Here is a 23,755-nt window from a genome sequence, read left to right on the forward strand (position 1 = left end):
ACATGATTTGAGACAAAGAAAAAGTGCCAACGTGATATGCATCGGCACAAGAAAATATTAATTATATACTTTGGTCAAGCTTACTTTTTGCTTTGTATAGAACGTAATAACGCAAATAACAAAAGCGAGACTTAAAACGCCATAAAGAGGATATAGCATATCTACCAAATTTGTAAAGCCGACAGATGATAAAGGAAGTGCAAGAACAATGCTAAGAAAAACACCATGGCGATACGAAATATTAAATTTGGTTTCTAATGTTTTGGTAAGGCCATAAATATTGGAAATCTGAGAAGAGAACATCTCGAGCCAAATCATAAATAGCAATGCGACTTGGAGCCATGGGGCGATTCTTTGGGCAACTGCCAAAATTGGGATTTCATATTTAATAGCATAAGTGGGATTTACCATCATTAAAAATACAATAATAATACTAATTATGGTTAAAATAATACTACCTATTACGACACCTCGAAGAAGAAGTTTGTTGCTTTGAATTTCACTAGCAAGAGGAACTAATATCCCTACAATAGAAATAATATTAAAGCCTGCATATACAAAAGAGGAGATGAGATAACTTTTTTTATGATAAGGTAGTGAAACTATGTATTCAAAATTCATTTGGTCCTGATTGTTCATGCCATATCCAATAAATATAGAAACCATAATGATAATTAAAATAGGTACGGTAACATTATTTACTTCAAAAATACCTTTAGTTTCTCTTAATAAAAATATAACACTGATAACAATCATTAATGCAATGCCAAAAATTTTATCGATGCCAAAATATTGTTTGATCACAGAGCCGCTTCCGGCCAAAATTATAGATGTGGAGCAAAGTAAAAATAGGGTTAAAATTATGTTTGTGAAGATAGCAATAGGTTTTGGACATACTAAATTTATAAATTCACCATATGATTTTACCTTGTATTTAATACTCAAAAATATTATCATCTTTCCAACTATTACATATAATAAAGCACAGATAAAAAGACCAAAAAAGCTTTTATATCCATATATAGCAAAAAATTGAGTTAATTCACGTCCTGATGAAAGACCGGCTCCAACAATACTGCCGACAAAAACAAGACCTATTTGAAACGATAGTATAAAATTTTTCATTAGTTTAACCTCCTAATACTAAAATGCTTGTCCAATTAAGATATATATATGCTGTGAGCCCTTCAAAATATTACCGCAAAAAAAATATAAAAATTTTTAAAAAAAGACAGGCGCACTTTTTTATAACCCTGCATACTATACTACTATGAATAGTAAAAACATTCAGAAGCAAGATCAAAACTAGATTTAATAGGAGGTTATCAATATGCCATGTAATTGCAATAAATTAAATCCATCAGAAATGTCAAGAGCATCATATTCGATGTTTGCGAGTAATATAAAGCCAGATGATAAAAACAAGGTGTTCGTAATAGATCCACAATGGTTCGCGCATTATCCGTATATTTATCATAACTGCCAAGGCTACGGTGCAAATTATCCTTGTAACAAAGAATGTCCTGGGGATAGCAACATTATGCCTATTATAATAGATAATCAAACACCATCGATTCCGTCAACCCCGTTTAACCCTAACTATGTAGTTCCCGGAGATAGCTCAGGAGCTGCACTCAATCAAGAGATAATAGATTATATCTATCAATATATAGCAACGCATCCTGTTCCGTCTCCAAAACCAGATATAACTCCGATGCAACCAGTGATGCCAGGAAGTGGGCCAGGACCAGTAATTACTCCGGAAATAATTAATCAATATGTACCTGGTGGCGCTATATATCCAGGCATACAAACTAAGGAAGTGCCATTTGCTAAGCAGACCGGACCAAGCTCCAAACCAGGAGAATATTATGAACTTAAATGCGTAAATGAAGAAGGACACTATACCTGTGTGATAGCCAAGCATTGGGTTGAGGTAGTAACAGGTGAGGATGGCAATACTAAATTTGTACCAAGAGTTGAAAATATTCCAATAAAGTTAACAGGTTTAGATGGTTTATTTGAAAAAGTAGATAGTATTAAAGCGGATGAATATGAGTGTGATCCAGCTTGGTTTAAAGACCACTACTACGGAAGATGTATACCGTTTAATCGCAGCTATATTCCACCTTGGATGGGTAGCAAATAATACTCTCGAAATTAAAAGATTCTAAAGAAGTTTGATAGAAAAAGTAAATCGAACTTCTTCTTATTTTCGTATTAGGGTATAAAGTAATTAGGATAGATAGCTATTCTAATTATATTTTTTTGGAGGGATTTTATGGAAATTTTGTCAAATGCAAACGAAAATGAATATATTATTAAGGTGACAAATACGTCAACAGATACAGTTAATAATGTTAAGCTGCATTTCAAACCATTAAGTTCAAATATAAATAAGGTGACAGATTTGATAGAAAAATTAATAATACATAGAGAACGTGGAAGTTTTTTGCTTGATAAATTGGACACAGATATGTTGATAGGAAATTTGTCTCCAAATGAAAGCGCAAAGATTCAGTTTAAATTGAAAAAATCGGTTAAAACAATGGATATTGATAGCATTTTTTCTAATGTAGAATTAAAATCTGAAAAATTTATGGATTAAATTTCATTTTAAGCCTAGATCTTAATCCAATTTATGGTATAATATAAAAAACGTCAAAGGAGGAATGAATATATGAATATTCTATTACCAATTTCAAATGCTTTGGATTCCAAAGCGTTATTGTATGCAGAAGACATAGCCGTGCAAAAAGGGGCAAAGCTTTTTATTTTGTACATCACCAGTCCACTGACTTTTTCAAGCGTTTATGCATATCCAAGTATTTTGTATTCTATCGCAAACTTAAATATGGACAGTATTGATACAGCTCATAGAGCCATTACTACCAAGATTAAGTCTATAATAACTCGCACTGATAAAGAGGTAATTTGTCAAATTGGACCGCAAATTGATACTATAATTAGTGTGGTGAGTGAATATAATATAGATTTAATTATTTGTCCAGAGGAGCAAAATTTATTTGATAAATTAACTAATAATTTTAATAAAGATAGATTAGCAAAGAAAGTAAGTATTCCTATTATGTTATATTCAGAAGAAAGAAAGCAAGCGTAAGATGTTTTTTAGGGGTAGAATATACTACCTCTATTTTTATTAATATTGAGGTGAAGAAATGCCAACAAATGCTGCATTAAATATTCTTTTTCATTCTAAAATTAATGGAGATCTAACCGAATTATTAGATTTAAAAGATTATATGGCCAAGCAAATAATAGGTGACAGCAAAATTGCTGAGAGAGTCGTTAAAGAAGATAATATTGCTTTTTTACAAAAACAAGAAATAAAAAGAATTTTAGGTGATCGAAAAAAAAATAATTTAACCAGAAGTGCTGAACAAAATGACCAAATATCAAAATATAATCCATTTATATATATGGAAATTAGCCAGATAAATAATGCCATTAATTTAAATATAAAAAGCTCGTTGATTGCCAACTACTACTTTAAGGGATATCGCACAACAAAAATAACTATTCAAAATATGAATGTATCCGATAAAACTATTTTTGAAGTAAAAAATCAAACCAATATGTATGCAAATGAAAAGTTTTCTCTGGCATTTACGGAAATTAAAAATGGAAAAATCGTTGGATATTCTGTGGCAGTCGTTCCAGCAACAACAGGACAAAAAGGACAAGCAAGTTGCCAATTAACTCTTCTAAATCAAAATGAATATATAGTAGATGATGGAGCAAAATATTTTGATGTTTCAAAGCTTATTATGAATATGAGTGTGTGATATAGAATTTTATGAAATACGTAGTAATATGTTGCATATTATAAGTGAATATTTTGACATATTGCTATTTTTTTCATTTCGATAAAAACCCGTTGACAACGCAGTCGTTTTAAGGCATAATTACATTACGGCGAAGTTGCATTTAAATTGAAAAAGGAATATATTGTTACAATTTAAATCAATTTAAATGGTTCGTCTAAATATAATATGTTTGTATAAATTTTAACCTTTAGAAGGAGGATTTTGATTAATGGCGACTAAAGCGAATTTTTCAAGAAGCGAAATAGGTGCTCATAACCCAATTTTTAGTTCAATTCGTACTACTATTGAAACTGCTTTCTACGGAAACAACGTAACCAATGTTACTTCTCTTAAAGAAGCTTACAAATTAGCAGCTGCATCTCCTGGAACTGTGGTAACTGATTTACCTGTATACGAGCCAGAGCTTATAGGACTAGATCCTGGCAGCAAAATTTTATTATTTAACGATGGTACTGTTTTTGGTAGAACTGCCGCAGCTAGAAGGGTTATCGGAGAGCCTGGAGTTAATGCAGCAGAATATGCTACAAAAGTTCGTGAAGCTGTTTATGGAACCCGTTTCAAAAAACTTTATCATGCACAGGCTATTGTTGGGTTAAATGAAGAGTTTACTGTAAAAGCTCACCTTTGCATTCCTGAAAATGAAGAAAACGTTATGTATTCTTGGCTATTAAACTTCCAAGTGATCAATGAAGCTGTAGCGGAAATGTACAAAAATTCAAAAGTTTTAGAAAACGAAGGAGATATCTACATATTCTCCGATCCAACATGGTCTCATCCAGATCATCCACTTGGATTGGCAGTTGTAGATCCTAAGAATAACTGTGCTTGTATTTTGGGTATGAGATATTTTGGAGAACACAAAAAAGGTACTCTAACTCTTGCTTGGGGAATTGCTAACCGTAATGGATTTGCTTCTTGCCATGGCGGTCAAAAACGTTATAACCTAAAAGGTGGAAAATCTTTTGTTGCAGGTGTATTTGGTTTATCTGGAAGCGGAAAATCAACTATTACGCATGCTCCTCATGGTGGTAAATATGACATCACTGTTCTACACGATGATGCGTTTGTTATTTCAACAGAGGACAGCTCATCTGTAGCTCTAGAGCCATCATATTTTGATAAAACTCAAGATTATCCATTAACTTGTGATGATAATAAGTATTTGTTGACTATGCAAAACAATGGTGCAACTCTTGATGAAGATGGAAAAATCGTTCCTGTTACTGAGGATATTAGAAATGGTAACGGTCGTGCAGTTAAATCTATTCTTTGGTCACCAAACCGCGTAAATAAATTTGCAGAGCCTGTTAATGCTATATTCTGGTTGATGAAAGACCCAACTCTTCCACCAGTAGTTAAGTTGAGTGGAGCTGACCTTGCATCTGTTATGGGTGCTACCTTGGCGACTAAGCGTACAACTGCAGAAAGACTTGCTCCTGGAGTTGACCCTAATGCGTTGGTTGTAGAGCCTTATGCTAATCCATTTAGAACTTATCCTTTGGCGGATGACTTTTTGAAGTTTAAAAAATTAGTTGCTGAATGTGATGTAGAATGTTATATCCTAAATACAGGTGACTTTATGGATAAAAAGGTTACTCCAGCGGTAACTTTAGGTGTTCTTGAAGCTATTGTAGAAGGTACTGCGAAGTTCAAACCTTGGGGACCTTTCTCTGACATCGAAATTTATGAAGTAGATGGATATGTTCCAGACCTTAAAGATAAAGCTTATTTAGAGCAATTGCAAGCTAGAATGGAAGATAGAATGAAATATATCGAGTCTCGCGATACTGAAAAAGGTGGCTTTGATAAACTTCCAGCAGAAGCGTTAGATGCGCTTAAAACTGTTGTAGCTCAAGCTAAAAAGGCTTAATACTGTGATATAAGAAAAGACCATGAAGTTTTGTCATGGTCTTTTTTTTATATATTTTAAAATAATGCAACTTTGAAAACATTAAATATATTAATAGCAATTATTGCTGCCATGGTAATATTAAATAGTTTTTCCACTTGTCTATTAGATAGTTTTGTACTAATTTTATCACCTAAAAATCCTCCTAATACTCCTCCAACAATCATAAAACCTAAAACTTCTAAGTTATATGGTTCAAAGCCTGTGGTGAATAGTGTAGTTAAAATGGTTGTAGTTTGAGAGAAGAAGATCGTAAAAATAGAATAGATAGCTGCATCTTTTGCGTCACAAGAAAAGAGAATGATTATTACTGCTACATTGATAGGACCCCCACCAATGCCCAAAAATACTGCAACACTTCCCAAAATTAATCCTGCTATTAAACATATAATAGGATTTGTAACATTAAAAGTTTTGATTTTGGCTTTATAGATGCTAAATAACAAAATTATAATCATAAGTAATGCTAAACATATAGATTGAATGATTTTTGCTGTATCTACTGGAATCATTTTTTCGAAGTTTTGAAATGCGGCTTTACCGACAAATCCTCCTAAAATGGCTCCAACAGAAAGTGATATCAACTTTATGTACTCAAATTTTACACCCGATATAAATTTTTTTGTAAGAGATACTATCGACATAGCGATCAATGTGCATCCAGATAAAATCCCAATGGTTGCCATGTCATATTGCCCTAATGCATCTAACACGGGTTTTATGATGACGCCTCCTCCTAAACCTGAAATTGCTCCTATTGTAGTTGAACCTAATCCAACTAATAAATATAAAAATCCTCTTAGCATAATACATACTCCTTTCGTCTTAATACAAATTAATTATACATCATTATCCATTTTTTGTAAAATAATTTTGATGAATTAAGGTAATCTACTGGGGATATGTATTGGATATTATAGAAAAGGACTTGCTATGAACAAGTCCTTTATTTGTTTATTCTGCTATTCTTGCTTTTAATGTTGCTTGTAGATCTTCGTATCCTACTTTTCCAAGTAATGCAAACATATTGCGTTTATACTCTTCTACCCCAGGTTGATCAAATGGATTTACACCTAGTAGGTATCCACTAATTCCACATGCTTTCTCAAAGAAATAAATCATTTTGCCCAATCCAAAGGCATCTAATTTTTCGATATTTAGTATCATATTTGGAACTCCGCCATCTACATGCGCCAGTAATGTACCTTCAAATGCTTTTTTATTTACAAAGTCCATAGTTTTGCCAGCAAGATAATTAAGTCCATCTAAGTCATTTTCAGCTGCTTCTAAAGTGATATCTTCACGTGGAGTTCCAACGCTGATTACAGTTTCAAATAAAAAGCGTCCACCATCTTGGATATACTGCCCTATTGAATGAAGGTCTGTTGAAAAGTTTGCAGAAGAAGGATAAATTCCTTTTAGATCTTTACCTTCGCTTTCGCCATATAGTTGTTTCCACCATTCTCCAAAGTATAGAAGAGCTGGCTCATAATTTACTATTAGCTCAACATTTTTACCTTTTTTTAGCAATATATTTCTTGCGGCAGCGTATTTGTAGGCTTCGTTGTTGAATAAATCTGGATTGCTGTATTCTTCGCGTCCAGCTGCGGCACCGTTCATAAGTGCATCGATATCGACTCCGCTTGTTGCGATAGGTAATAGTCCGACGGCTGTTAATACGCTAAAGCGTCCACCAACATCATCTGGGATCACAAAAGTTTCATAGCCTTCTTCTTTGGATAAAGTTAATAATGCTCCTCTTGCTTTGTCTGTTGTTGCAAAAATTCTTTCCTTAGCACCTGATTTGCCATATTTTTCCTCTAAAAACTTCTTAAATACTCTAAATGCTATAGCAGGTTCAGTTGTAGTTCCAGACTTAGAGATTACATTAACACTTACATCTTTGTCTTTGCACACATCTAAAAGTTGTGTTAAATATGTTCCTGAAATATTGTTTCCAACAAAATAAATTTCTGGCCCTTTGCGTTGGTCCTTAGTTAATGAATTATAAAATTGGTGAGTTAATGCTTCGATACAAGCGCGTGCTCCAAGGTATGATCCACCTATACCGATTACGATCAATACATCGCTGTTATCACGAATTTTGGCAGAAGCATTTTTTATTCTCTCAAATTCCGATTTGTCATAATCGACAGGAAGGTTAATCCAGCCTAAAAAATCAGATCCTGAGCCAGTTCCTTCGTGTAAAATCTCGTGAGCGAGATTGATTTGAGGTTTAATATTTGAAAATTCTTCTACGGTGATGCCTGTTTTTTTTATATCTAATGAAATCATTGTTGCCTCCTAAAAAATTATAAATTGATGAATCAATAATTAGTATGCACAATTTTTGATTTTAAATACCAAATTCTTCTAAAAATTTTGTGATATCTTCATCATTTAAATCTGGGATAATATTTTGACTTTTTTCTTCTTCAAAATTATGGCTTGCTTGAAAATATTCTTCATCTAGACTAATCCTATCTTCTAGTTGAGCAATTTTCTTATTTTGTTGTGCAATAGTTAAGATTTTTATTTCCAAAGACTCTTTGAGCCGTGCATTTTCTAATTCCAGTTGTTTATTAAGTTCTGTTTGAGAATTTTGCAAAGTTTCCAGAGGATATTGGTTTAAAATATAATCTTTTAATATTAGTATAATATCATTTTTGCGTTTTTTTAAGCTAGTTAGGATGCCAATAATAATTACAATAAAAAAAATTATCAAATTTAGTATAAGAAATAAAGAATCTTTATTTGAATATACATACCAAACTACATTTAGAGCAACAACTAAATAACTCAATCTTCTAAGCTTAGTAATGCCATTTTCGACGATACTAAATCTAAATTTACCAATATAATCTCTTTGAATTCGTTGTCTAATATATATATCAATCTCGCCAGCATTTTGACTTGTTATATTACTATAATCTTCTATTAATTGTCTTATAAATTTAGTTTGAGTTTCTGTTTTATATATTTTAGTATTTGTATAAATCAATACGCTATAATTCAGTCTTCTAAAATATGAAAGCTGCATTATAATAAATAATAAATAACAACTAAATAAGCTTATATTAAGTATTAAAAAAAATGTAGACATTAGGTTTCTCCTTTCATGTTAGTATTGCCCAGTCTATAAATTTAATTGCTAAATTTTTAAAATTTTTTAATTGCTAAATTTCTAAATTTTTGTATAAAAAATGCGTAACTTTTCAGTACGCATAATAAAGTGACTATATATTTAACCATTTAACACTACTTCCGTTATTTGTAGGAATCACCTCGAGTTGGGTAGAAATTTTATTTTTAAGTTCTTCAACATGTGATATGATACCAATTAGTCGTTCATCTTGCTTAAGTTCCATAAGTGTATCAACAGCTACTCCAAGTGTCTCAGAATCCAATGTTCCAAAACCTTCATCTATAAACATCATATCTAGTTTAATACCTTTAGATTTTGTCTGAATTACATCTGATAATCCTAATGCAAGAGACAAGGATGCTTGAAAGCTTTCTCCTCCGGAAAGAGTTGTGGCATCTCTCGTGGAGTGAGTGTATTTATCAAATACAGTTAGCTCAAGGCCCTGGTTGTTTCTGCCTTTAACGATTTCTTTTTGTCTATTTAAAGTAAATCTGTTTGCTGTCAATTGCTTTAATCTGATATTTGCAGCATCAATTATTTCTTCAAAGTATGTTCCAATAACGAAAGTTTCATAAGAAATATAAAAACTGTTTTTGCCATTTGCGATGTCTCCAATTTCGCTTATTAATTTGTATTTTTTTTCTAATTGTTTAAATTTATCATGTAAACTTTCAAGTTCTGATAAAAGTAATTTTTTTGAAGTCTCATCTTTAATTAAATCAGTTATTTGTTGATCTAAATATTTTTTAAGATATTCACCTTTATGAATTTTTTTAACAAGCACCTTTAAGTCCATATAAGTTATATTTTCAAGCTGCTTTGTAAGTTCTTGTGCTGTCGCTGATAATTCAGTATACTGAGAAGTATATTGATTAAGACGAGTAACCCACATGTCTTTAAAAGATAATTCTGGTAATAATGTTTCAAAAATATCTTCAGATATATGATGCTCAGCTAAATTTTTTGAAAGATGCTCATGTTGAGAATCTATTTTGGATTTTAATGTTGTAAGATAGTCATTTTGACTTTGTATCTGAGTATCAAGAGTTAAAATTTGTTTTGTAATATTGGTGAAGTTTTCCTTGTATTCTTCATAAAGTTGTTGTTCTGTAGTTAATAATATATTTATAGAATCAAGTTTAGTTTGCAGTTCTTCTAAGAAAATGGGGACATCACTATTTAGTAAAAGGTTTAATTCTGTTTGAATTTTTGTTTTTTTAATTGCCATTTGTTGCAATGTTTGATTTATGGTTATTAATTCTTTATCATATTGTGTAAAGTGAGTAGTTAAAGTTTGTAGTTGTAATGTTTTGTTTTTTACTTCTATCATTTGAGTATTTAATAAGTCTAAGGTTTTATCAATTTCTAGGCACTCATTGTGTGTTGAATGGACTAAATCATATATTGTATTTAGTGTTTGATTGCTATATTTAGGTTCTTTTAATAAAAATAACTGTAACTCTATATTTGATAGCATAACTTGTAGATTAGTATTTAATTCTATTAATTGGTCTCTTAATTCATTGTTTTCTATTCGTGCTGTTTCAAGTGTTTTTTTCATCGCATCTATTTGTATTTTAGTGGGGATTGTAATAGCAGTTTTAACTGTTGCTGGACTTGGATGAGCAGTAGAACCGCAGACTGGGCAGGAGATGCCATTTTGTAAGCTCATAGCCAAAATTCCAGCTTGCTCATTATAATAGATTTTTTCTGAAATTTCATAATCCGTTTTTAATTTTTCAAAATTTTTGTTTTTTGATATATAATTAGTAGTCATATTTTTATGTTCAACTATTGCAGCTTCATATGACTTACAGTCTGTATATAAAGTTTTAAGACTATTATACTTTGAAAGTGTTTGTATTTTTAATGCTTCTGCTTTTACTTTGTCTAGTTCAACATAACTGAAACTTTTAAGCGTTTCATTAATTTGAGTTATTTGGTTCTTATTTTCTTCAAATTTTGTAGTTATTGTAGTTTTTTGTTGTTCTTTTTCATTGATCAATGTGGTAAGTTTGTTTAGTTTTTCTTTTAAATTTTCGGAATGTGTAATTTTTGGAATTAATTTTTCGAGTTCTCTCCTTTTTATTTTTAATTCATCATGTTTGCTAACTTTTAGTTCATAATCATCAAATAATATTTGAGTATTTTTAAGTTCTATGGTTAACTCTAATTTTAATTGTTCATATTCTGATAAATCATAGAGCATACGATTATATTCATCAGTACTTTTTTGTATATATATATAATCATTTGAAAATTCTTTAATAGTGTCTAATGCATTAATCTTTAGCTCTAATTGTTCCATTTCAACTTTTTTATTCTGCAATTTAATTAGTTCTTGGTTGACTTGTGAAAGTTTTAGAAGAAGTTGATTATTATTTTGTATTAACGATTGTTCTGCGTATAATGTTTGTAATTGATCCTCGGCTTGTTCTTTGCAAGCTTGACGTTGTATTGTTTCATTTGCAATAGTTTGTAGATATTCATGTGCGTATTCTATGGCTATTGCTGTATCAGTAATATAATCTGGAAATGCTAAAGTTGTAATTAATTCTGTAATTCTAGTGTTTAAAAATTTATATTCTTGCTCTAATTGTGAAGCTCTGTTCTTAAAATCTTCTTGAATAGCATGATGTAATTGCGTTCCAAATATTTTTCTAAAAATTTCAATTTTTTCTTTAGTATTAGTTGTCAAGAATTTGTTAAATTCTCCTTGGGGTAACATAACAATTTGTTTAAATTGATCTTTAGAAAGTCCTAAAATTTCTTCGATTTTTTCTGTAACTGTTAAAATATCAGTAATAGGTTGTTCGTTTTCTATATATAATACACATTTTTTTTCCGTATTTTTTTGTTCAGGATATCTAATCAGTTTATAATTTGTTTTATTGATTTCGAATTCAAAATTAACAAAAGTTAAAATTCCATTTGTTGTATAATCGCTGATTAAAAGTTCTTCATTTTTACGGTTGTTACCACTACCCTCTCCATATAAGGCAAAAGAAATAGCATCAAATATAACAGTTTTGCCTGCTCCTGTAGGTCCTGAAATCATAAATATATTTTTGTTTTTTAGCCCATTAAAGTCAATTTCTACCTGTTCTCTAAATGGACCAAAAGCAGACATTACCAATTTAATTGGTCTCATAAATAACACCTCCTTGTATTACGTTATTTATAATATCTTTTATACAAATTTGTTTTTCTTCAGTAAGTTCAGTTTTACTGCATTGTATATAAAATGCTAAAAATAAATCTGATGGTGTTTGAATTTCAAGGTTGTTGGTCAAAGGTTCTGTTTTTGCTGGTTTTAGTAATGGTTTATCTATAGATATAATATTCGGAAACACAGTTCGAAGTTGATCAAGTGGATGTAATAGCTCCTCTTCATCTATTAATGTAGCATGAATATAATTTTGGATATAATGACCATGTTTTAAATAAAAATCCTGTCCTATTTGTAATATATTATCCAATGTATCTGTAAAAGTTTGAAAATCTTTTGGCGCTAGTAAAGGTAAATATTCATTACGAACATATTTATTACTTATGGTAATTTTGTTTATCCCTTTTATTTGATTTTCTTCTGCAAAAGAATATTTTGCTATAGATCCCGAATAGCACACCTCTTTTCTACCAACAAAAGCTCGTTTATGCAAATGTCCCAGTGCTACATAGTCAAAATCTGCAAACAGTTCATAATTTATTGCATCAATATTTGGTATTGCTGCGAATTGTTTAGCTTTTGAATAATTTATAACAAAATTATGAGTAATTAAAATGTTGTTGGAAGTAGAATCAATTGTTTTTTTTATTTCTGAGATTATATACTGCATAGCTTGCTCAGGAGTAGATATTTTAGAGTGAGTGTTTGTATGCTGAATAAGTAACGGATCTATAAACGGTACCAAATAAAAATGATACAATTCTGTGCCTTTGATAAATAGTATTCTTTCAAATAATTTGTTTGTTGCTAGATATAAATTGGATTGTTTTAGTAATTCAAGTTTAAGTTGAATTGTATTATCGTGATCTCCAGGAACAATAAATATAAATATTTTCATTTGCATTACTAAAACTGTAAGTATTTCATTTAAAAGAGTTATAGCGGAAATTGATGGTGTAGGGCTATCATATATATCTCCAGAGATAATTATTACATCTGGTTTTTCTTGTTTACTTAATTCGATAAATTGCATAAGTATATGTCTTTGGTCTTCTATCATAGAAATATTGCCAATTACTTTGCCAATATGCCAATCACTTGTATGAAAAATTTTCATTAAAAATCCTTTCTGTTCTTTACATATTTATTATTTAGCGTTGACATATATGAAAGAAATTATACATAATTTTATGCACAAAAAAGAGGAGAAAGTCTCCTCTAGAGTTTATTTAACATAAGTTATTTTATTTTCATCGAATCTATCGACAAATACGTTCGCATTTTCTTTAGCTGGATATCCAAGAGCGACCACAGAATAAGGTACTTTTTCAGACGGTAAATTATATAATTTTTGTATAAAGTCTACTTTTGGCTCATCTGGTGTAACACCCAACCACACGCTACCTAAACCTAAGTCACAGGCTTCTAGCATCAAGTTTTGTGTTGCCGCTCCTAAATCCTGTTCCCATTTACCAGGAACTTTCAACTTATCTTTAGGGCAAACTATCACTATCGCGACTGTTGCAGTGGAAAGGGGCGTAGTATATTGTCCAAATGGTTGTAATGCATCGAGATTTTTGCGTCCAGTAACAACGATAAATTCCCAAGGCTGTTGATTCATAGCAGATGGTGCTTGCATTGCGGCTTTCAAAATTTGAGTTACTTTTTCTGCTTCTACGATTGTGTCTTTAAATTGACGTACACTTCGTCGGGTAAAAATAGTGTTCATAACATCCTCCAAATATTTATAATAATTGAATATACTCTACTTGTTCACCTGATGGAGATTCTACAAAAAAGAATTTAGCTCCATTAAAGATAAAATCTATTTGTTTTACAGGTCCTAAAAGCTTAGCATTTTGAGCTTTTAACGCTTGATAATCTGCCTCGATATCGGTGCTTTTAAGCGCTATATGACCCACTGTTGCTGCTGTTAAAGTGGCATTTTCTAGAATTTCATAAGTTACTCCGTCTTTGGAAACAAATAAAAATCTGCCACTTGGAGTATTAAAATCTCCGGTAACTGTAAAGCCTAGTACATCAGTATAAAATTTTGCGGTTTCATTAATATTTGGTACTGTCAAATTGATATGATCTAACATTGTTATTTCCTTTCGTAAATTAAAATTTGTTGTAATAGTAATCAAGTATTTGTAGTATGTGAATAATTTTTTGAAACTTGGGTATTAGTTTTTAGTGATTTCAGATGTTATTTCTTGGGCTACACCGTCTTCAGATTTACTAAACCCTCCTATATAGTTCATATATATAGGATTTAAGCTTGATATTGCATCCCTCAAGTCTGGAGATAGGTCACTATATACGAGAATTTTTTCTAAGTCAATTAATTTTAAATAATGATCAGCAAAGTTTGCTAGTTTAATAAGGTGCATACGTGCTGTTGCAGAATCTGAATATTCTACTCGAATAGTAATGCTTTCTTCGTCTTCTCCTAAAGCCCATTCATAATTAATAATACCGTCTTCTTTTTGCACGATATCAATGCGTTCTTTCATAATATCCAGATAAGCTTGAATTTTGCCTGGCTTAATTTTACCTTCTATGATCCACATTGCTTTGTTTAACATATTAATGCCTCCTTCAATTTGATAAAAAGGAAATTAGATGTAGTTGCTATAGGATCCATTATACATACTATTTCTATTATTTGCAATTATAAAATTTTTTATCCAAAATATTTATACCTTAATGTGGTCGTTATGCGACGATATATTATAGATGTATTATATAAGAAGTTTTGAGTAATAATATGATAAAAAGGAGGAATCGTATGAATAAATATTTAAAAATAATGGAAGATATGGAAATTGAGTTAGACTTGATGGATGTGAGTTTTTTGAAGGCTTGTTGTGTGATAACTGGAATTATTATTGGAACAGTTTTTCCGAAAACTTCAAAAGCTCTCCGACCATTGTTGATGATTTTATGGATGTGTATGTTCACAATGCTTATATTAAAAATATTTATAAAGCCGCTACAAGATAGAATGGATTGGAATGATGAATTATAATTACCCCTTGTCAAAATTGAGTAAACAGTTTATAATATACAGCGATTATGGAATATAGAAAGGAATGAAAAAATGGCTCAGATATCTAAAACTATGACAATAAGTGAAATTCTTAGTGTGGACAAAGTTGTAATCCCGGTTCTTATGAATTCTGGAATGCATTGCTTAGGCTGTCCTTCAGCTCAAGGCGAAACTTTAGAAGAAGCGTGTATGCATCATGGACTTAATGCTGATGAACTTGAAACACAAATTAATGATGCGCTAGCAGGTATTTAAGTTTTATGCTCCCTCGATACCAACGGGGGGCTTTTTAATATAAAAAAGTGTCAGCGATTTGGGTGCCGACACTTCAATTATTTTTTAACCTTTTAATGCGCCAACCATTACACCTTTAACAAAGTATTTTTGAATTAGAGGATAAATACATATTACAGGTAGTGATGAAACTATGATAACACCATATTTAATAACTTCTGCCATAGTATTTAATTGCTCCAGTGCTTCTGGATCGGTAATTTCAGTTCCGGTATTAGTTTGGGCAAGAATTTCTCTTAGTACAAGTTGAAGAGGATACTTAGAGGAATCTGATAGATAAATCATAGGCGCAAAGTAAGCATTCCATTGAGCAACTGCAATATACAAAGCAATAACGGCAATGATGGGCTTAGCAAGTGGTAACGCTATACTGGTAAAAAATTTTTCGTTGGAGCAGCCATCAATTTCTGCAGATTCTTGTAGCTCTAATGGAATAGAATTGCCAAAGAAGGATCTAATCAAAATTATATTGTAGACACTAATTGTACCCATAATAATCATTAATAAACGAGTTCCCATAAGACCTATATTGTGTACTACTAAATATGTAGGGATTAGGCCTCCGCTAAAATACATTGTAAACACAAGTAATGCCATAATAACGCCTCTATAAGGCAAATCTTTTCTAGATAAAGAATATCCAGCCGGAATACATACTAATAGCCCAAAAATGGTACCTCCAATAGTATATATAATTGTATTAAGATAACCTTGCCAAATTCTGGTATCTTCTAATATTTTTTGATAGCCAACAAAAGTAATTCCTTTTGGATAGAGTAAAATTTCACCGCTATTAACATATACAGGATCAGAAAACGAAGCAACAACCACGAAATATAATGGATATATTACAATCACAAGTACAATTGCTAATATGACATAAACTATTGCATAAAAAATTTTATCTGCTGTTGAGTCTTTAATTTTATTATTATTTTGTGCCATTGTTATCACTCACCTTCTACCACAAGCTACTGCCAGATAATTTTTTGGCAAACCTGTTCACTAATATTAAGATAATGAAGTTGATTACATTATTAAACAATCCAATTGCTGTTGAATAGCTATATTGGCTTTGCAATAAACCTAGCTTGTACGTATAGGTTGAAATAACTTCCGATTGTGACAAGTTGAGATTATTTTGAAGGAGTAAAACTTTTTCAAAGCCAACTGTCATCAATGATCCGCATCGTAATACTAATAAAATGATAATAGTAGGTACAATAGAAGGCAAGTCGATATAAAAAATACGCTTAAATCGAGTAGCACCATCCATTATGGCTGCCTCATGTAATTCGGGGCTTACTCCAGAAAGTGCTGCAATATATATAATGGACCCCCAGCCTGCACTTTGCCAAACACCGGAGAGGACGTAGATGGCATCAAAATATTGTGCGTCACCCATAAAATAAATTCTTTCTCCGAGAAATGGCTCTAGCAACGTTACAATAAAACCAGAGCGCGGAGATAAGAATGCAGTAATCATGCCCACCAATACTACGACCGAAATAAAATGAGGCATATACGTTACTGTCTGAGTAAATTTTTTAAATCGTTCATTTTTTAAACTATTAAGCATAAGCGCTAATATAATTGGAATGGGAAATCCGATTACAATAGAGAAAAAGCTAAGTGATAAAGTATTTTTGATGAGTGTCCAAGCCCTAGGTGAATTAAAAAACATTTCAAACCATTGCATACCAACCCAAGGACTATCCCAAATGCCAAGACCTGAATTAAAATTTTTGAACGCTATTTGTATACCGTATAGAGGCAGGTAATTAAAGATAATAATATAGATTATAACCGGTAATAAAAATAAATATAGCATTTTATTTTTCTTCACAAGTAGCTTGGTTTTTGCTTTTTGTCTTAATTTTTGTTCTGGAGTGAGCTTGGTTTTCTTGGATCGAATACTTTTTGCTAATTCCATTATATATATCTCCTTTCAAAAAAATATTCATATTGCAGAAGCAAGTAAAAAAATAAATAATGTATGTATAATCAATATGAATATTGTGAACAAATTATATATAATAGTAGCAGCAAGATATGTTATTGTCAAGTAATAGATGCCCAAATATACCGATTGCCAAAATATGTTTAGATAAAATATGGAACTATACAAAATAGTACATTTCAAAAAGCATTGGATGCCATCGCCATTTATTAGAGATCCGGCGCCTGGATATGAAGATGATTGGTTTGCAGCATACTATCCGCTATATAGAGACTCGCGAGCAGTAGAGGAAAGTATCGTGTTGATGAGGAGCGATGATGTTGCAATTCCAGATTACTCCACGTTTATTTCCAGCAATGTGAAGGTGGGGAAATAAAATTGTTATGGAATCTATAGAATCTCAGTGGCCTATTTGGCAAGCAGAAATCGATAAAATTAATGGAAAATAAGTCAAAAATATAGCAGATGAACAAAGTGCAAAAACACAAAGTTAATCTGCTTTTTTTGTTACTATCTTTTTTTAGCCCATTCACGAGCGGCAGTTTCTATAGCAGTCCATTTTTCTTGGTTCAATTTTCTATTACCCATCTTAAATTCCATAGTAGTTTTAACATTGCGATCACCAATAAAATTTTTTAAATCTTCGATGGCATTGCCGGGCTTGCCGCCACAGGTGCAAAAAATTCTAACGGGTTTGCGAGATAGATCTTGTTTTCGTAAGAAGGATCTAACAGGAGGTGCAAAAGACCCCCACCAAACAGGAGTGCCAACTATAACGTCATTATATTTGTTCATTTCAACGTTTGAATCTTCTAGAGGAGGTGCGACACCCTTTTTAATTTGAGATTTACTAGCAAAAAGTGCGCTAAAAAAACCATATTTTTTCAAAGGTTTAATTTCAAATAACTCTGCACTTAATTCATTTGCTATAGCTTCGGCAACGCGTTTGGTATTGCCTTTTCGTGAATAGTAAACTACTAATGTTTTCATAAAAATGATCATTCCTTTCGCTACAAATTAAAATCCTAAGTTATAAATCTCCACCTTATCTATATCAACATCTTTAACTGCTATGTCGGCCATTGCAGCTAATGTGTCCAAAGAAGTTACAATTTGAACTGAAGATTCGATTGCGAGTCTTCGAATTTTAAAGCCGTCACGTTCTTTGTCATTGCCTTTTGTTGGAGTGTTAACAAGCAAGTCTATTGTACCACTTCTAATTAAATTTAACAACTCTACATTTTCTGGAGACCAATTATCAATAATTTGAACTGCGATTCCTGCAAGTTTTAATTTATGGGCAGTTCCTTCGGTGGCAATGAATGTGTAGCCGATATCAGCAAATCTTTTTGCTATTGCAACGAATTCATCTTGATCATGCAGTTGAATGGCAGCGACGATAGTTCCGCATCGGTTAGGCAATTTTTTTCCGGCTGCTATAAAGCCCTTATACAATGCTTCTTCTAGAGTTTTGCCAACGCCTAATACCTCGCCAGTGGATTTCATTTCTGGACCAAGACTGACTTCAACTTGAGGTAATTTTTCAGTAGAGAATACGGGAACTTTTACTGCATAAAAATCTTTTGGCTCAGGATATAAATCGATGCCATAGCCTAAATCTCGTAATTTTTGTCCTAAGATTGTTTTGGTGGCAAGTTCTATTATAGGCACTTCTGTAACCTTTGAGATATAAGGAACAGTACGGCTTGAGCGAGGGTTTACTTCTATAATATATAGATCGTCTTTGTAATCGATATATTGGATATTTATCATTCCTAAAACTTTGAGTTCTGTTGCCAAAAGTTTGGTGCAGTTGATAATTTTTTCTTTGATTGCAGCAGAAATATTTACGCTAGGGTACATGGTGGTGCTGTCTCCAGAGTGGATTCCTGCACGCTCTAGATGCTCCATAATTCCGGGTATTAGGATATCCTCTCCATCGCAAATCGCATCTACTTCTATTTCGCGTCCCATCAAATATCTGTCGATTAAAACTGGGTTTTCTTTGTCGCGATCGAAGGCATTTTCTAGATATCGCTGCAACTCTGTTTCTTCAAAGGTTATTTCCATTCCTTGCCCCCCAAGCACATACGAAGGGCGTACTAGTACAGGATAATCAAGCTCTGATGCAACAGCCAATCCTTCTGCAACATTCCAAATCGCTTTTCCTTTAGGACGTTTTATATGAAGCTTTTCTAGGACTTCATCGAATTTTTCACGGTCTTCTGCTTCATCCACTTGGCGAGGCTGTGTTCCAAGTACCGGAATATTCATCTTTTCACAAAAGTTAGCAAGTTTGATTGCAGTCTGCCCACCAAATTGTAGGATAACTCCCTTTGGTTTTTCTTTTAAGAATATATGATACACATCCTCATCTGTGAGAGGCTCAAAATATAATTTATCAGACGTATTAAAGTCGGTACTCACTGTCTCTGGGTTATTATTTATGATGATGGTTTCGTAGCCACATTTCTTGAGGGCCATAATGGCATGGACGCTGCAGTAGTCAAATTCAATGCCCTGCCCGATGCGAATAGGTCCAGATCCTAGCACCATTACTTTTTCGCGGTCGCTAACAGTAACTTCATCGTTAGTATCGTAGGTCGAATAGTAATAAGGTGTTTGTGCTTCAAACTCGGCACCACAAGTATCAACCATCTTATAGGTTGGAACTATGCCCCACTTAAATCTGAGGTCGCGAATGTCAGCTTCTGTTACAACCGATTCTTCGGTATATTGAATAAATTCTGCGATGGCTTTGTCGGCAAATCCACGTTTTTTAAGTTTGCGCAAATAATTTGGTGTTAGATCCTCAAATTCCATAGTTTTTAAGGCTTCTTCTTGAAAGACGATCCATCTAAATTTTTCTACAAAGAAAATATCCATTCCAGTAATTTTGCAGACTTGTTCTTTTCTATAATGGCGTCGTAGCATTTCTGCCAATGCAAAGATTCTCTCGTCATCTGCAATTACAACTTTTTGCTTAAGCTCATTGAGTGAGCATTTACTAAGCTTAGAATGAGAAAAGCTAAACTGGCCTATTTCCAATGAACGAAGCCCCTTTAAGAAAGCACTTTCAAAGTTATTTCCGATGGCCATAATTTCGCCTGTTGCCATCATCTTTGTACCGAGAGTTCTTGTGGCAGTGTAGAATTTATCAAATGGCCATTTGGGAATTTTTACCACAACATAATCTAGAGTGGGCTCAAAGCATGCATAGGTTTTGCCTGTAACCGCATTTTCAATTTCGTCTAATCCGTAGCCTAAGGCAATCTTGGCAGAAACTCGGGCGATGGGGTATCCGGTTGCTTTTGAGGCTAGTGCAGATGAGCGGCTAACACGAGGGTTGATTTCGATGATGGCATATTCAAAGCTATCTGGATGAAGCGCTATTTGTACGTTACACCCTCCTCGGATATCGCACTCAGAAATAATATCAAGAGATGCTCGACGCAACATTTGGTATTCTTTATCTGATAAAGTTTGAGACGGAGCAACAACGATGCTATCGCCAGTGTGGATGCCAACAGGGTCAATGTTTTCCATGTTACAGACTGTAATTACAGTTCCATAGTTGTCGCGCATCACCTCATACTCAATTTCCTTCCAGCCTTTGATGCACTTTTCGATTAGGACTTGATTAACTCGAGATAAGTGAATGCCACTGCTAGCAATTTCGCTAAGCTCTTCTTCAGTTTCTGCAATGCCACCGCCGGTTCCTCCTAATGTATAAGCTGGACGAACGACGACAGGATAGCCAATTTCTCGAGCAAAAGTAATTGCGTCGGCAACAGTTTCTACAGTTTTGGATTCAATAACAGGCTGATTAATACGATTCATCAATTTTCGAAAGCTTTCGCGGTCCTCGCCTTCTTTTATTGCGCTGATCTGGGTGCCAATTACTCGAACATTATATTTTTCCAATATTCCGAGGTCGTTTAGCTCTACTGCTAAATTTAGTCCAGTTTGCCCTCCAACACCGGCAAGAAGGCTGTCGGGTCTCTCTTTTGCAATAACTTTTTCTATAAATGCCGCATTGAGAGGTTCGATATATATTTTATCAGCAACTTCTTTGTCTGTCATTATTGTTGCAGGATTACTATTTACCAAAATTACTTCGATTCCCTCTTCACGAATTGCTTGACATGCCTGAGTCCCCGAATAGTCAAACTCTGCAGCTTGCCCTATTACAATGGGTCCAGATCCTATTACAAGTACTTTTTTTATGCTTAAATCTCTTGGCACTGTAGCTTTCCTCCTTTAATAATGTCTATAAATTCATCGAAAATGTGTTCTGTATCAGTGGGTCCAGGTGCAGCTTCTGGGTGAAATTGGACGCTATATATATCCAACTCTTTGCAATACATTCCTTCAACAGTTTGGTCATTGAGATTTGTGTGGGTAATGACAGCGCCAGTTGGAAGTGTGGCTATATGATAATTGTGATTTTGAGAGGTTATATATACGCGGTTTGAGATAAAATCTCGAACAGGATGATTGCAACCATGGTGTCCAAACTTGAGTTTATTTGTATCTCCGTCAAGTGCTAATGCAAGAAGTTGATGCCCTAAGCATATGCCAGTGATGGGTTTTTTTCCAATTAATTCTTTGATGGTTGCAATAACTTGAGGGATATCTTTAGGATCAGCAGGACCGTTTGAAATAAAGATTCCATCTGGATGAGCTGCTAAAATATCTGATGCTGATACAAATGCAGGAAAGACGGTCATTTTGCATCCGCGTTTGGTAAATTCACGTAAGATATTAAGTTTGGTGCCGCAATCGATAACTGCAATATGTGGACCATTACCAGATATTTCGTATTTATCATTAGTGGTAACCGATGAGACTGCATGAGAATTTGAAAAGCTATTCATTTTTAATTTGATTTGACTAGGAGTAAGTTCTCTAACAGAAATAATGCCTTTCATAGTTCCGAAATCACGCAAAATTTTTGTCAGTGCTCTGGTATCGAGACCTTCTATTCCGATAACTTTTTGCTCCTTGAGATAACCATCCAAAGTGAGTTCGCATCTAAAGTTATTGGGATAGTCACTTTTTTCACGAACCACAAATCCACGAACCATAGCTTTTTTAGACTCCATATCATCAAGATTGATGCCGTAATTTCCAATTAATGGATATGTCATTACAACGATTTGGCCATAATATGAAGGGTCTGTTAAAATTTCTTGATATCCGGTCATACCGGTATTAAAAACTACTTCTCCAATAGTCTCTTTAATATAGCCAAATGCTTTGCAATCAAAAGTCATCCCATTTTCTAAGATTAACTGTGCTTTCATCATATTTTTATCGCTCCTCTTAAGTCATCACGCATGGCAATAACGGCCGACCTTGCTGCCTGAGCAAAATGTTTGTCACTAATAATTTGTGATTTATATGCAGCTATAATTCCGCGAGACGAATTTACAATAGCACCAATACCGTTGTGATCAAAATACCCGCTTAAGTCTGCCGCGGTTGCCCCTTGAGCTCCATAGCCAGGTACCAAAAAGAACGTATTAGGCATTCTCTGGCGCAATGAATCGCCTTGTTTCTTGTAGGTTGCTCCAACTACCGCACCGATTTTGCTATATCCATGCGTACCGATCAAATCTTTGCCCCATTCTTTAACTAAGTTTGCAGTAAAATTATAAACGGGTTCTTCTCCTACTTGTAAATCTTGAAGTTCTTCGCCGCTTTTATTACTAGTCTTAACAAGAATAAATAGGCCTTTATCTTTGTCTGCGCAAGTTTTGATAAACGGTTCTATCCCATCAAAACCCATATAGGGATTAAGCGTAACAGCATCTTCTTTCCAAATATCAAAAAATGCGCCGTCTATATCTACTCCTTCGATGTGAGCAGCGTATGCAGCAGCAGTTGATGCGATATCACCACGTTTTATATCTCCAATAACAACTAGGTTATGCTTCTTGGCATATTCAATAGTTTTGATATATGCTTTAATGCCATTGGGACCATATTTTTCATACATAGCAATTTGAGGTTTGATTGCAGGAACTAAATCATGAATTTGATCAATTATTTCTTTGTTAAACATATAAAACATTCGGCTAACAGCTTTGGGAGTTTTACCCCATTTCTTAAAGCAATGCTCTTTAATAAAATGTGGAATCATTTCTAGTGTTGGGTCGAGGCCTACAACGGTGGGATTTTGTTTCTCTTGTATGTTTGTAATTAATCTGTCAATCATCAAAAAACTTCCTCTCATAAAATTTGTGCAAAAAAAAAGCAATGAAAAAGTTTAGTCGCTTTCTCATTGCCTCTTTAAGATTGATAAATGTTTGCAAAGCCTAAAAGGCAATCTAACTTAATCTTGCTAAATACTAGCATAGAAGCAGGGTCATTGTC

At 33.1% G+C, this 23,755-nt stretch carries 23 protein-coding genes; 8 read left to right on the forward strand and 15 right to left on the reverse strand.

What is annotated here, in order from left to right; all coding sequences use genetic code 11:
* Positions 1-57 precede the first annotated feature (57 nt).
* Positions 58-1,125, reverse strand: a complete 1,068-nt coding sequence (locus PCY70_RS07340) for a YkvI family membrane protein (RefSeq protein WP_010167400.1) — start codon at positions 1,123-1,125, stop codon at positions 58-60.
* 205 nt (positions 1,126-1,330) lie between these two features.
* Here PCY70_RS07340 and PCY70_RS07345 point away from each other — a divergent pair, with 205 nt between their 5' ends.
* The 5 genes from PCY70_RS07345 (at position 1,331) to PCY70_RS07365 (ending at position 5,718) form a co-directional block, all read left to right on the forward strand.
* A complete protein-coding gene (locus PCY70_RS07345; protein WP_305766855.1) occupies positions 1,331-2,149 on the forward strand; it encodes a hypothetical protein in 819 nt (272 codons plus the stop codon).
* Positions 2,150-2,281: 132 nt separating this feature from the next.
* On the forward strand, positions 2,282-2,608 hold the full coding sequence (locus tag PCY70_RS07350; RefSeq protein ID WP_010167398.1) for a hypothetical protein: 327 nt from the start codon (positions 2,282-2,284) through the stop codon (positions 2,606-2,608).
* A gap of 72 nt (positions 2,609-2,680) precedes the next feature.
* The gene (locus tag PCY70_RS07355; protein ID WP_010167397.1) at positions 2,681-3,121 is read left to right on the forward strand and encodes a universal stress protein; all 441 of its coding nucleotides are present in this window, start codon (positions 2,681-2,683) and stop codon (positions 3,119-3,121) included.
* Positions 3,122-3,179: 58 nt separating this feature from the next.
* Entirely contained in the window at positions 3,180-3,806 is a 627-nt protein-coding gene (locus PCY70_RS07360) for a hypothetical protein (protein WP_305766856.1), read from the forward strand.
* A 250-nt stretch (positions 3,807-4,056) separates the two neighbouring features.
* A complete protein-coding gene (locus PCY70_RS07365; RefSeq protein WP_305766857.1) occupies positions 4,057-5,718 on the forward strand; it encodes a phosphoenolpyruvate carboxykinase (ATP) in 1,662 nt (553 codons plus the stop codon).
* Positions 5,719-5,774: 56 nt separating this feature from the next.
* On the opposite strand, the gene PCY70_RS07370 is transcribed toward PCY70_RS07365, so the two are convergent.
* From PCY70_RS07370 to PCY70_RS07405, 8 genes are all read right to left on the reverse strand, one after another.
* On the reverse strand, positions 5,775-6,563 hold the full coding sequence (locus PCY70_RS07370; RefSeq protein ID WP_305766858.1) for a sulfite exporter TauE/SafE family protein: 789 nt from the start codon (positions 6,561-6,563) through the stop codon (positions 5,775-5,777).
* A 148-nt stretch (positions 6,564-6,711) separates the two neighbouring features.
* Positions 6,712-8,052, reverse strand: coding sequence for a glucose-6-phosphate isomerase (locus tag PCY70_RS07375; RefSeq protein WP_305766859.1), 1,341 nt, complete (start codon positions 8,050-8,052; stop codon positions 6,712-6,714).
* 61 nt (positions 8,053-8,113) lie between these two features.
* Entirely contained in the window at positions 8,114-8,860 is a 747-nt protein-coding gene (locus PCY70_RS07380) for a hypothetical protein (protein WP_010168423.1), read from the reverse strand.
* Between the two features lie 133 nt (positions 8,861-8,993).
* Entirely contained in the window at positions 8,994-12,053 is a 3,060-nt protein-coding gene (locus PCY70_RS07385) for an AAA family ATPase (RefSeq protein ID WP_305766860.1), read from the reverse strand.
* Positions 12,040-13,188 carry an exonuclease SbcCD subunit D gene (locus PCY70_RS07390; RefSeq protein ID WP_305766861.1) on the reverse strand — a complete coding sequence of 383 codons (1,149 nt, stop codon included), beginning with the start codon at positions 13,186-13,188 and terminating at the stop codon, positions 12,040-12,042. The genes PCY70_RS07385 and PCY70_RS07390 overlap by 14 nt, the downstream gene beginning before the upstream one ends.
* A gap of 108 nt (positions 13,189-13,296) precedes the next feature.
* Positions 13,297-13,800 carry a nitroreductase family protein gene (locus tag PCY70_RS07395; protein WP_305766862.1) on the reverse strand — a complete coding sequence of 168 codons (504 nt, stop codon included), beginning with the start codon at positions 13,798-13,800 and terminating at the stop codon, positions 13,297-13,299.
* A gap of 16 nt (positions 13,801-13,816) precedes the next feature.
* Positions 13,817-14,173, reverse strand: coding sequence for a VOC family protein (locus PCY70_RS07400; RefSeq protein ID WP_010168432.1), 357 nt, complete (start codon positions 14,171-14,173; stop codon positions 13,817-13,819).
* 84 nt (positions 14,174-14,257) lie between these two features.
* On the reverse strand, positions 14,258-14,659 hold the full coding sequence (locus tag PCY70_RS07405) for a putative quinol monooxygenase (RefSeq protein WP_010168434.1): 402 nt from the start codon (positions 14,657-14,659) through the stop codon (positions 14,258-14,260).
* Between the two features lie 203 nt (positions 14,660-14,862).
* Between PCY70_RS07405 and PCY70_RS07410 the strand changes: the two genes are divergently transcribed.
* Complete coding sequence (locus tag PCY70_RS07410) at positions 14,863-15,102, forward strand: hypothetical protein (protein ID WP_010168436.1); 240 nt, start codon at positions 14,863-14,865, stop codon at positions 15,100-15,102.
* 72 nt (positions 15,103-15,174) lie between these two features.
* Positions 15,175-15,378 (forward strand): DUF1858 domain-containing protein, encoded by a 204-nt coding sequence (locus PCY70_RS07415; protein ID WP_010168438.1) that lies wholly within the window; start codon positions 15,175-15,177, stop codon positions 15,376-15,378.
* Between the two features lie 84 nt (positions 15,379-15,462).
* Here the strand turns inward: PCY70_RS07415 and PCY70_RS07420 are convergent, their stop codons facing one another.
* Positions 15,463-16,362 (reverse strand): carbohydrate ABC transporter permease, encoded by a 900-nt coding sequence (locus tag PCY70_RS07420; protein ID WP_010168440.1) that lies wholly within the window; start codon positions 16,360-16,362, stop codon positions 15,463-15,465.
* A gap of 16 nt (positions 16,363-16,378) precedes the next feature.
* On the reverse strand, positions 16,379-17,350 hold the full coding sequence (locus tag PCY70_RS07425; RefSeq protein WP_010168442.1) for an ABC transporter permease: 972 nt from the start codon (positions 17,348-17,350) through the stop codon (positions 16,379-16,381).
* A 181-nt stretch (positions 17,351-17,531) separates the two neighbouring features.
* Between PCY70_RS07425 and PCY70_RS07430 the strand changes: the two genes are divergently transcribed.
* Entirely contained in the window at positions 17,532-17,753 is a 222-nt protein-coding gene (locus tag PCY70_RS07430; RefSeq protein ID WP_305766863.1) for a hypothetical protein, read from the forward strand.
* A 134-nt stretch (positions 17,754-17,887) separates the two neighbouring features.
* Here the strand turns inward: PCY70_RS07430 and PCY70_RS07435 are convergent, their stop codons facing one another.
* Genes PCY70_RS07435 through pyrF form a run of 4 tightly spaced genes read right to left on the reverse strand, consistent with a single transcriptional unit; the run spans position 17,888 to position 23,597 of the window.
* The gene (locus PCY70_RS07435) at positions 17,888-18,367 is read right to left on the reverse strand and encodes a flavodoxin family protein (RefSeq protein WP_052296494.1); all 480 of its coding nucleotides are present in this window, start codon (positions 18,365-18,367) and stop codon (positions 17,888-17,890) included.
* Between the two features lie 27 nt (positions 18,368-18,394).
* Positions 18,395-21,622 carry a carbamoyl-phosphate synthase large subunit gene (carB, locus tag PCY70_RS07440; RefSeq protein WP_305766864.1) on the reverse strand — a complete coding sequence of 1,076 codons (3,228 nt, stop codon included), beginning with the start codon at positions 21,620-21,622 and terminating at the stop codon, positions 18,395-18,397.
* Complete coding sequence (gene carA, locus PCY70_RS07445) at positions 21,607-22,683, reverse strand: glutamine-hydrolyzing carbamoyl-phosphate synthase small subunit (protein ID WP_044149901.1); 1,077 nt, start codon at positions 22,681-22,683, stop codon at positions 21,607-21,609. The genes carB and carA overlap by 16 nt, the downstream gene beginning before the upstream one ends.
* Positions 22,683-23,597, reverse strand: a complete 915-nt coding sequence (gene pyrF, locus PCY70_RS07450) for an orotidine-5'-phosphate decarboxylase (RefSeq protein ID WP_305766865.1) — start codon at positions 23,595-23,597, stop codon at positions 22,683-22,685. Before pyrF ends, carA begins: the two co-directional genes overlap by 1 nt.
* Between the last annotated feature and the right edge of the window lie 158 nt (positions 23,598-23,755).

It is taken from the genome of Candidatus Epulonipiscium viviparus, assembly GCF_030708075.1.
GTDB classification, from domain to species: domain Bacteria; phylum Bacillota; class Clostridia; order Lachnospirales; family Cellulosilyticaceae; genus Epulonipiscioides; species Epulonipiscioides viviparus.

Coding starts and splice junctions, on each gene's coding strand:
- PCY70_RS07340 (WP_010167400.1), bottom strand. CDS start 1,125: ATGAAAAATTTTATACTATCGTTTCAAATAGGTCTTGTTTTTGTCGGC.
- PCY70_RS07345 (WP_305766855.1), top strand. CDS start 1,331: ATGCCATGTAATTGCAATAAATTAAATCCATCAGAAATGTCAAGAGCA.
- PCY70_RS07350 (WP_010167398.1), top strand. CDS start 2,282: ATGGAAATTTTGTCAAATGCAAACGAAAATGAATATATTATTAAGGTG.
- PCY70_RS07355 (WP_010167397.1), top strand. CDS start 2,681: ATGAATATTCTATTACCAATTTCAAATGCTTTGGATTCCAAAGCGTTA.
- PCY70_RS07360 (WP_305766856.1), top strand. CDS start 3,180: ATGCCAACAAATGCTGCATTAAATATTCTTTTTCATTCTAAAATTAAT.
- PCY70_RS07365 (WP_305766857.1), top strand. CDS start 4,057: ATGGCGACTAAAGCGAATTTTTCAAGAAGCGAAATAGGTGCTCATAAC.
- PCY70_RS07370 (WP_305766858.1), bottom strand. CDS start 6,563: ATGCTAAGAGGATTTTTATATTTATTAGTTGGATTAGGTTCAACTACA.
- PCY70_RS07375 (WP_305766859.1), bottom strand. CDS start 8,052: ATGATTTCATTAGATATAAAAAAAACAGGCATCACCGTAGAAGAATTT.
- PCY70_RS07380 (WP_010168423.1), bottom strand. CDS start 8,860: ATGTCTACATTTTTTTTAATACTTAATATAAGCTTATTTAGTTGTTAT.
- PCY70_RS07385 (WP_305766860.1), bottom strand. CDS start 12,053: ATGAGACCAATTAAATTGGTAATGTCTGCTTTTGGTCCATTTAGAGAA.
- PCY70_RS07390 (WP_305766861.1), bottom strand. CDS start 13,188: ATGAAAATTTTTCATACAAGTGATTGGCATATTGGCAAAGTAATTGGC.
- PCY70_RS07395 (WP_305766862.1), bottom strand. CDS start 13,800: ATGAACACTATTTTTACCCGACGAAGTGTACGTCAATTTAAAGACACA.
- PCY70_RS07400 (WP_010168432.1), bottom strand. CDS start 14,173: ATGTTAGATCATATCAATTTGACAGTACCAAATATTAATGAAACCGCA.
- PCY70_RS07405 (WP_010168434.1), bottom strand. CDS start 14,659: ATGTTAAACAAAGCAATGTGGATCATAGAAGGTAAAATTAAGCCAGGC.
- PCY70_RS07410 (WP_010168436.1), top strand. CDS start 14,863: ATGAATAAATATTTAAAAATAATGGAAGATATGGAAATTGAGTTAGAC.
- PCY70_RS07415 (WP_010168438.1), top strand. CDS start 15,175: ATGGCTCAGATATCTAAAACTATGACAATAAGTGAAATTCTTAGTGTG.
- PCY70_RS07420 (WP_010168440.1), bottom strand. CDS start 16,362: ATGGCACAAAATAATAATAAAATTAAAGACTCAACAGCAGATAAAATT.
- PCY70_RS07425 (WP_010168442.1), bottom strand. CDS start 17,350: ATGGAATTAGCAAAAAGTATTCGATCCAAGAAAACCAAGCTCACTCCA.
- PCY70_RS07430 (WP_305766863.1), top strand. CDS start 17,532: ATGGAACTATACAAAATAGTACATTTCAAAAAGCATTGGATGCCATCG.
- PCY70_RS07435 (WP_052296494.1), bottom strand. CDS start 18,367: ATGAAAACATTAGTAGTTTACTATTCACGAAAAGGCAATACCAAACGC.
- carA (WP_044149901.1), bottom strand. CDS start 22,683: ATGAAAGCACAGTTAATCTTAGAAAATGGGATGACTTTTGATTGCAAA.
- pyrF (WP_305766865.1), bottom strand. CDS start 23,597: ATGATTGACAGATTAATTACAAACATACAAGAGAAACAAAATCCCACC.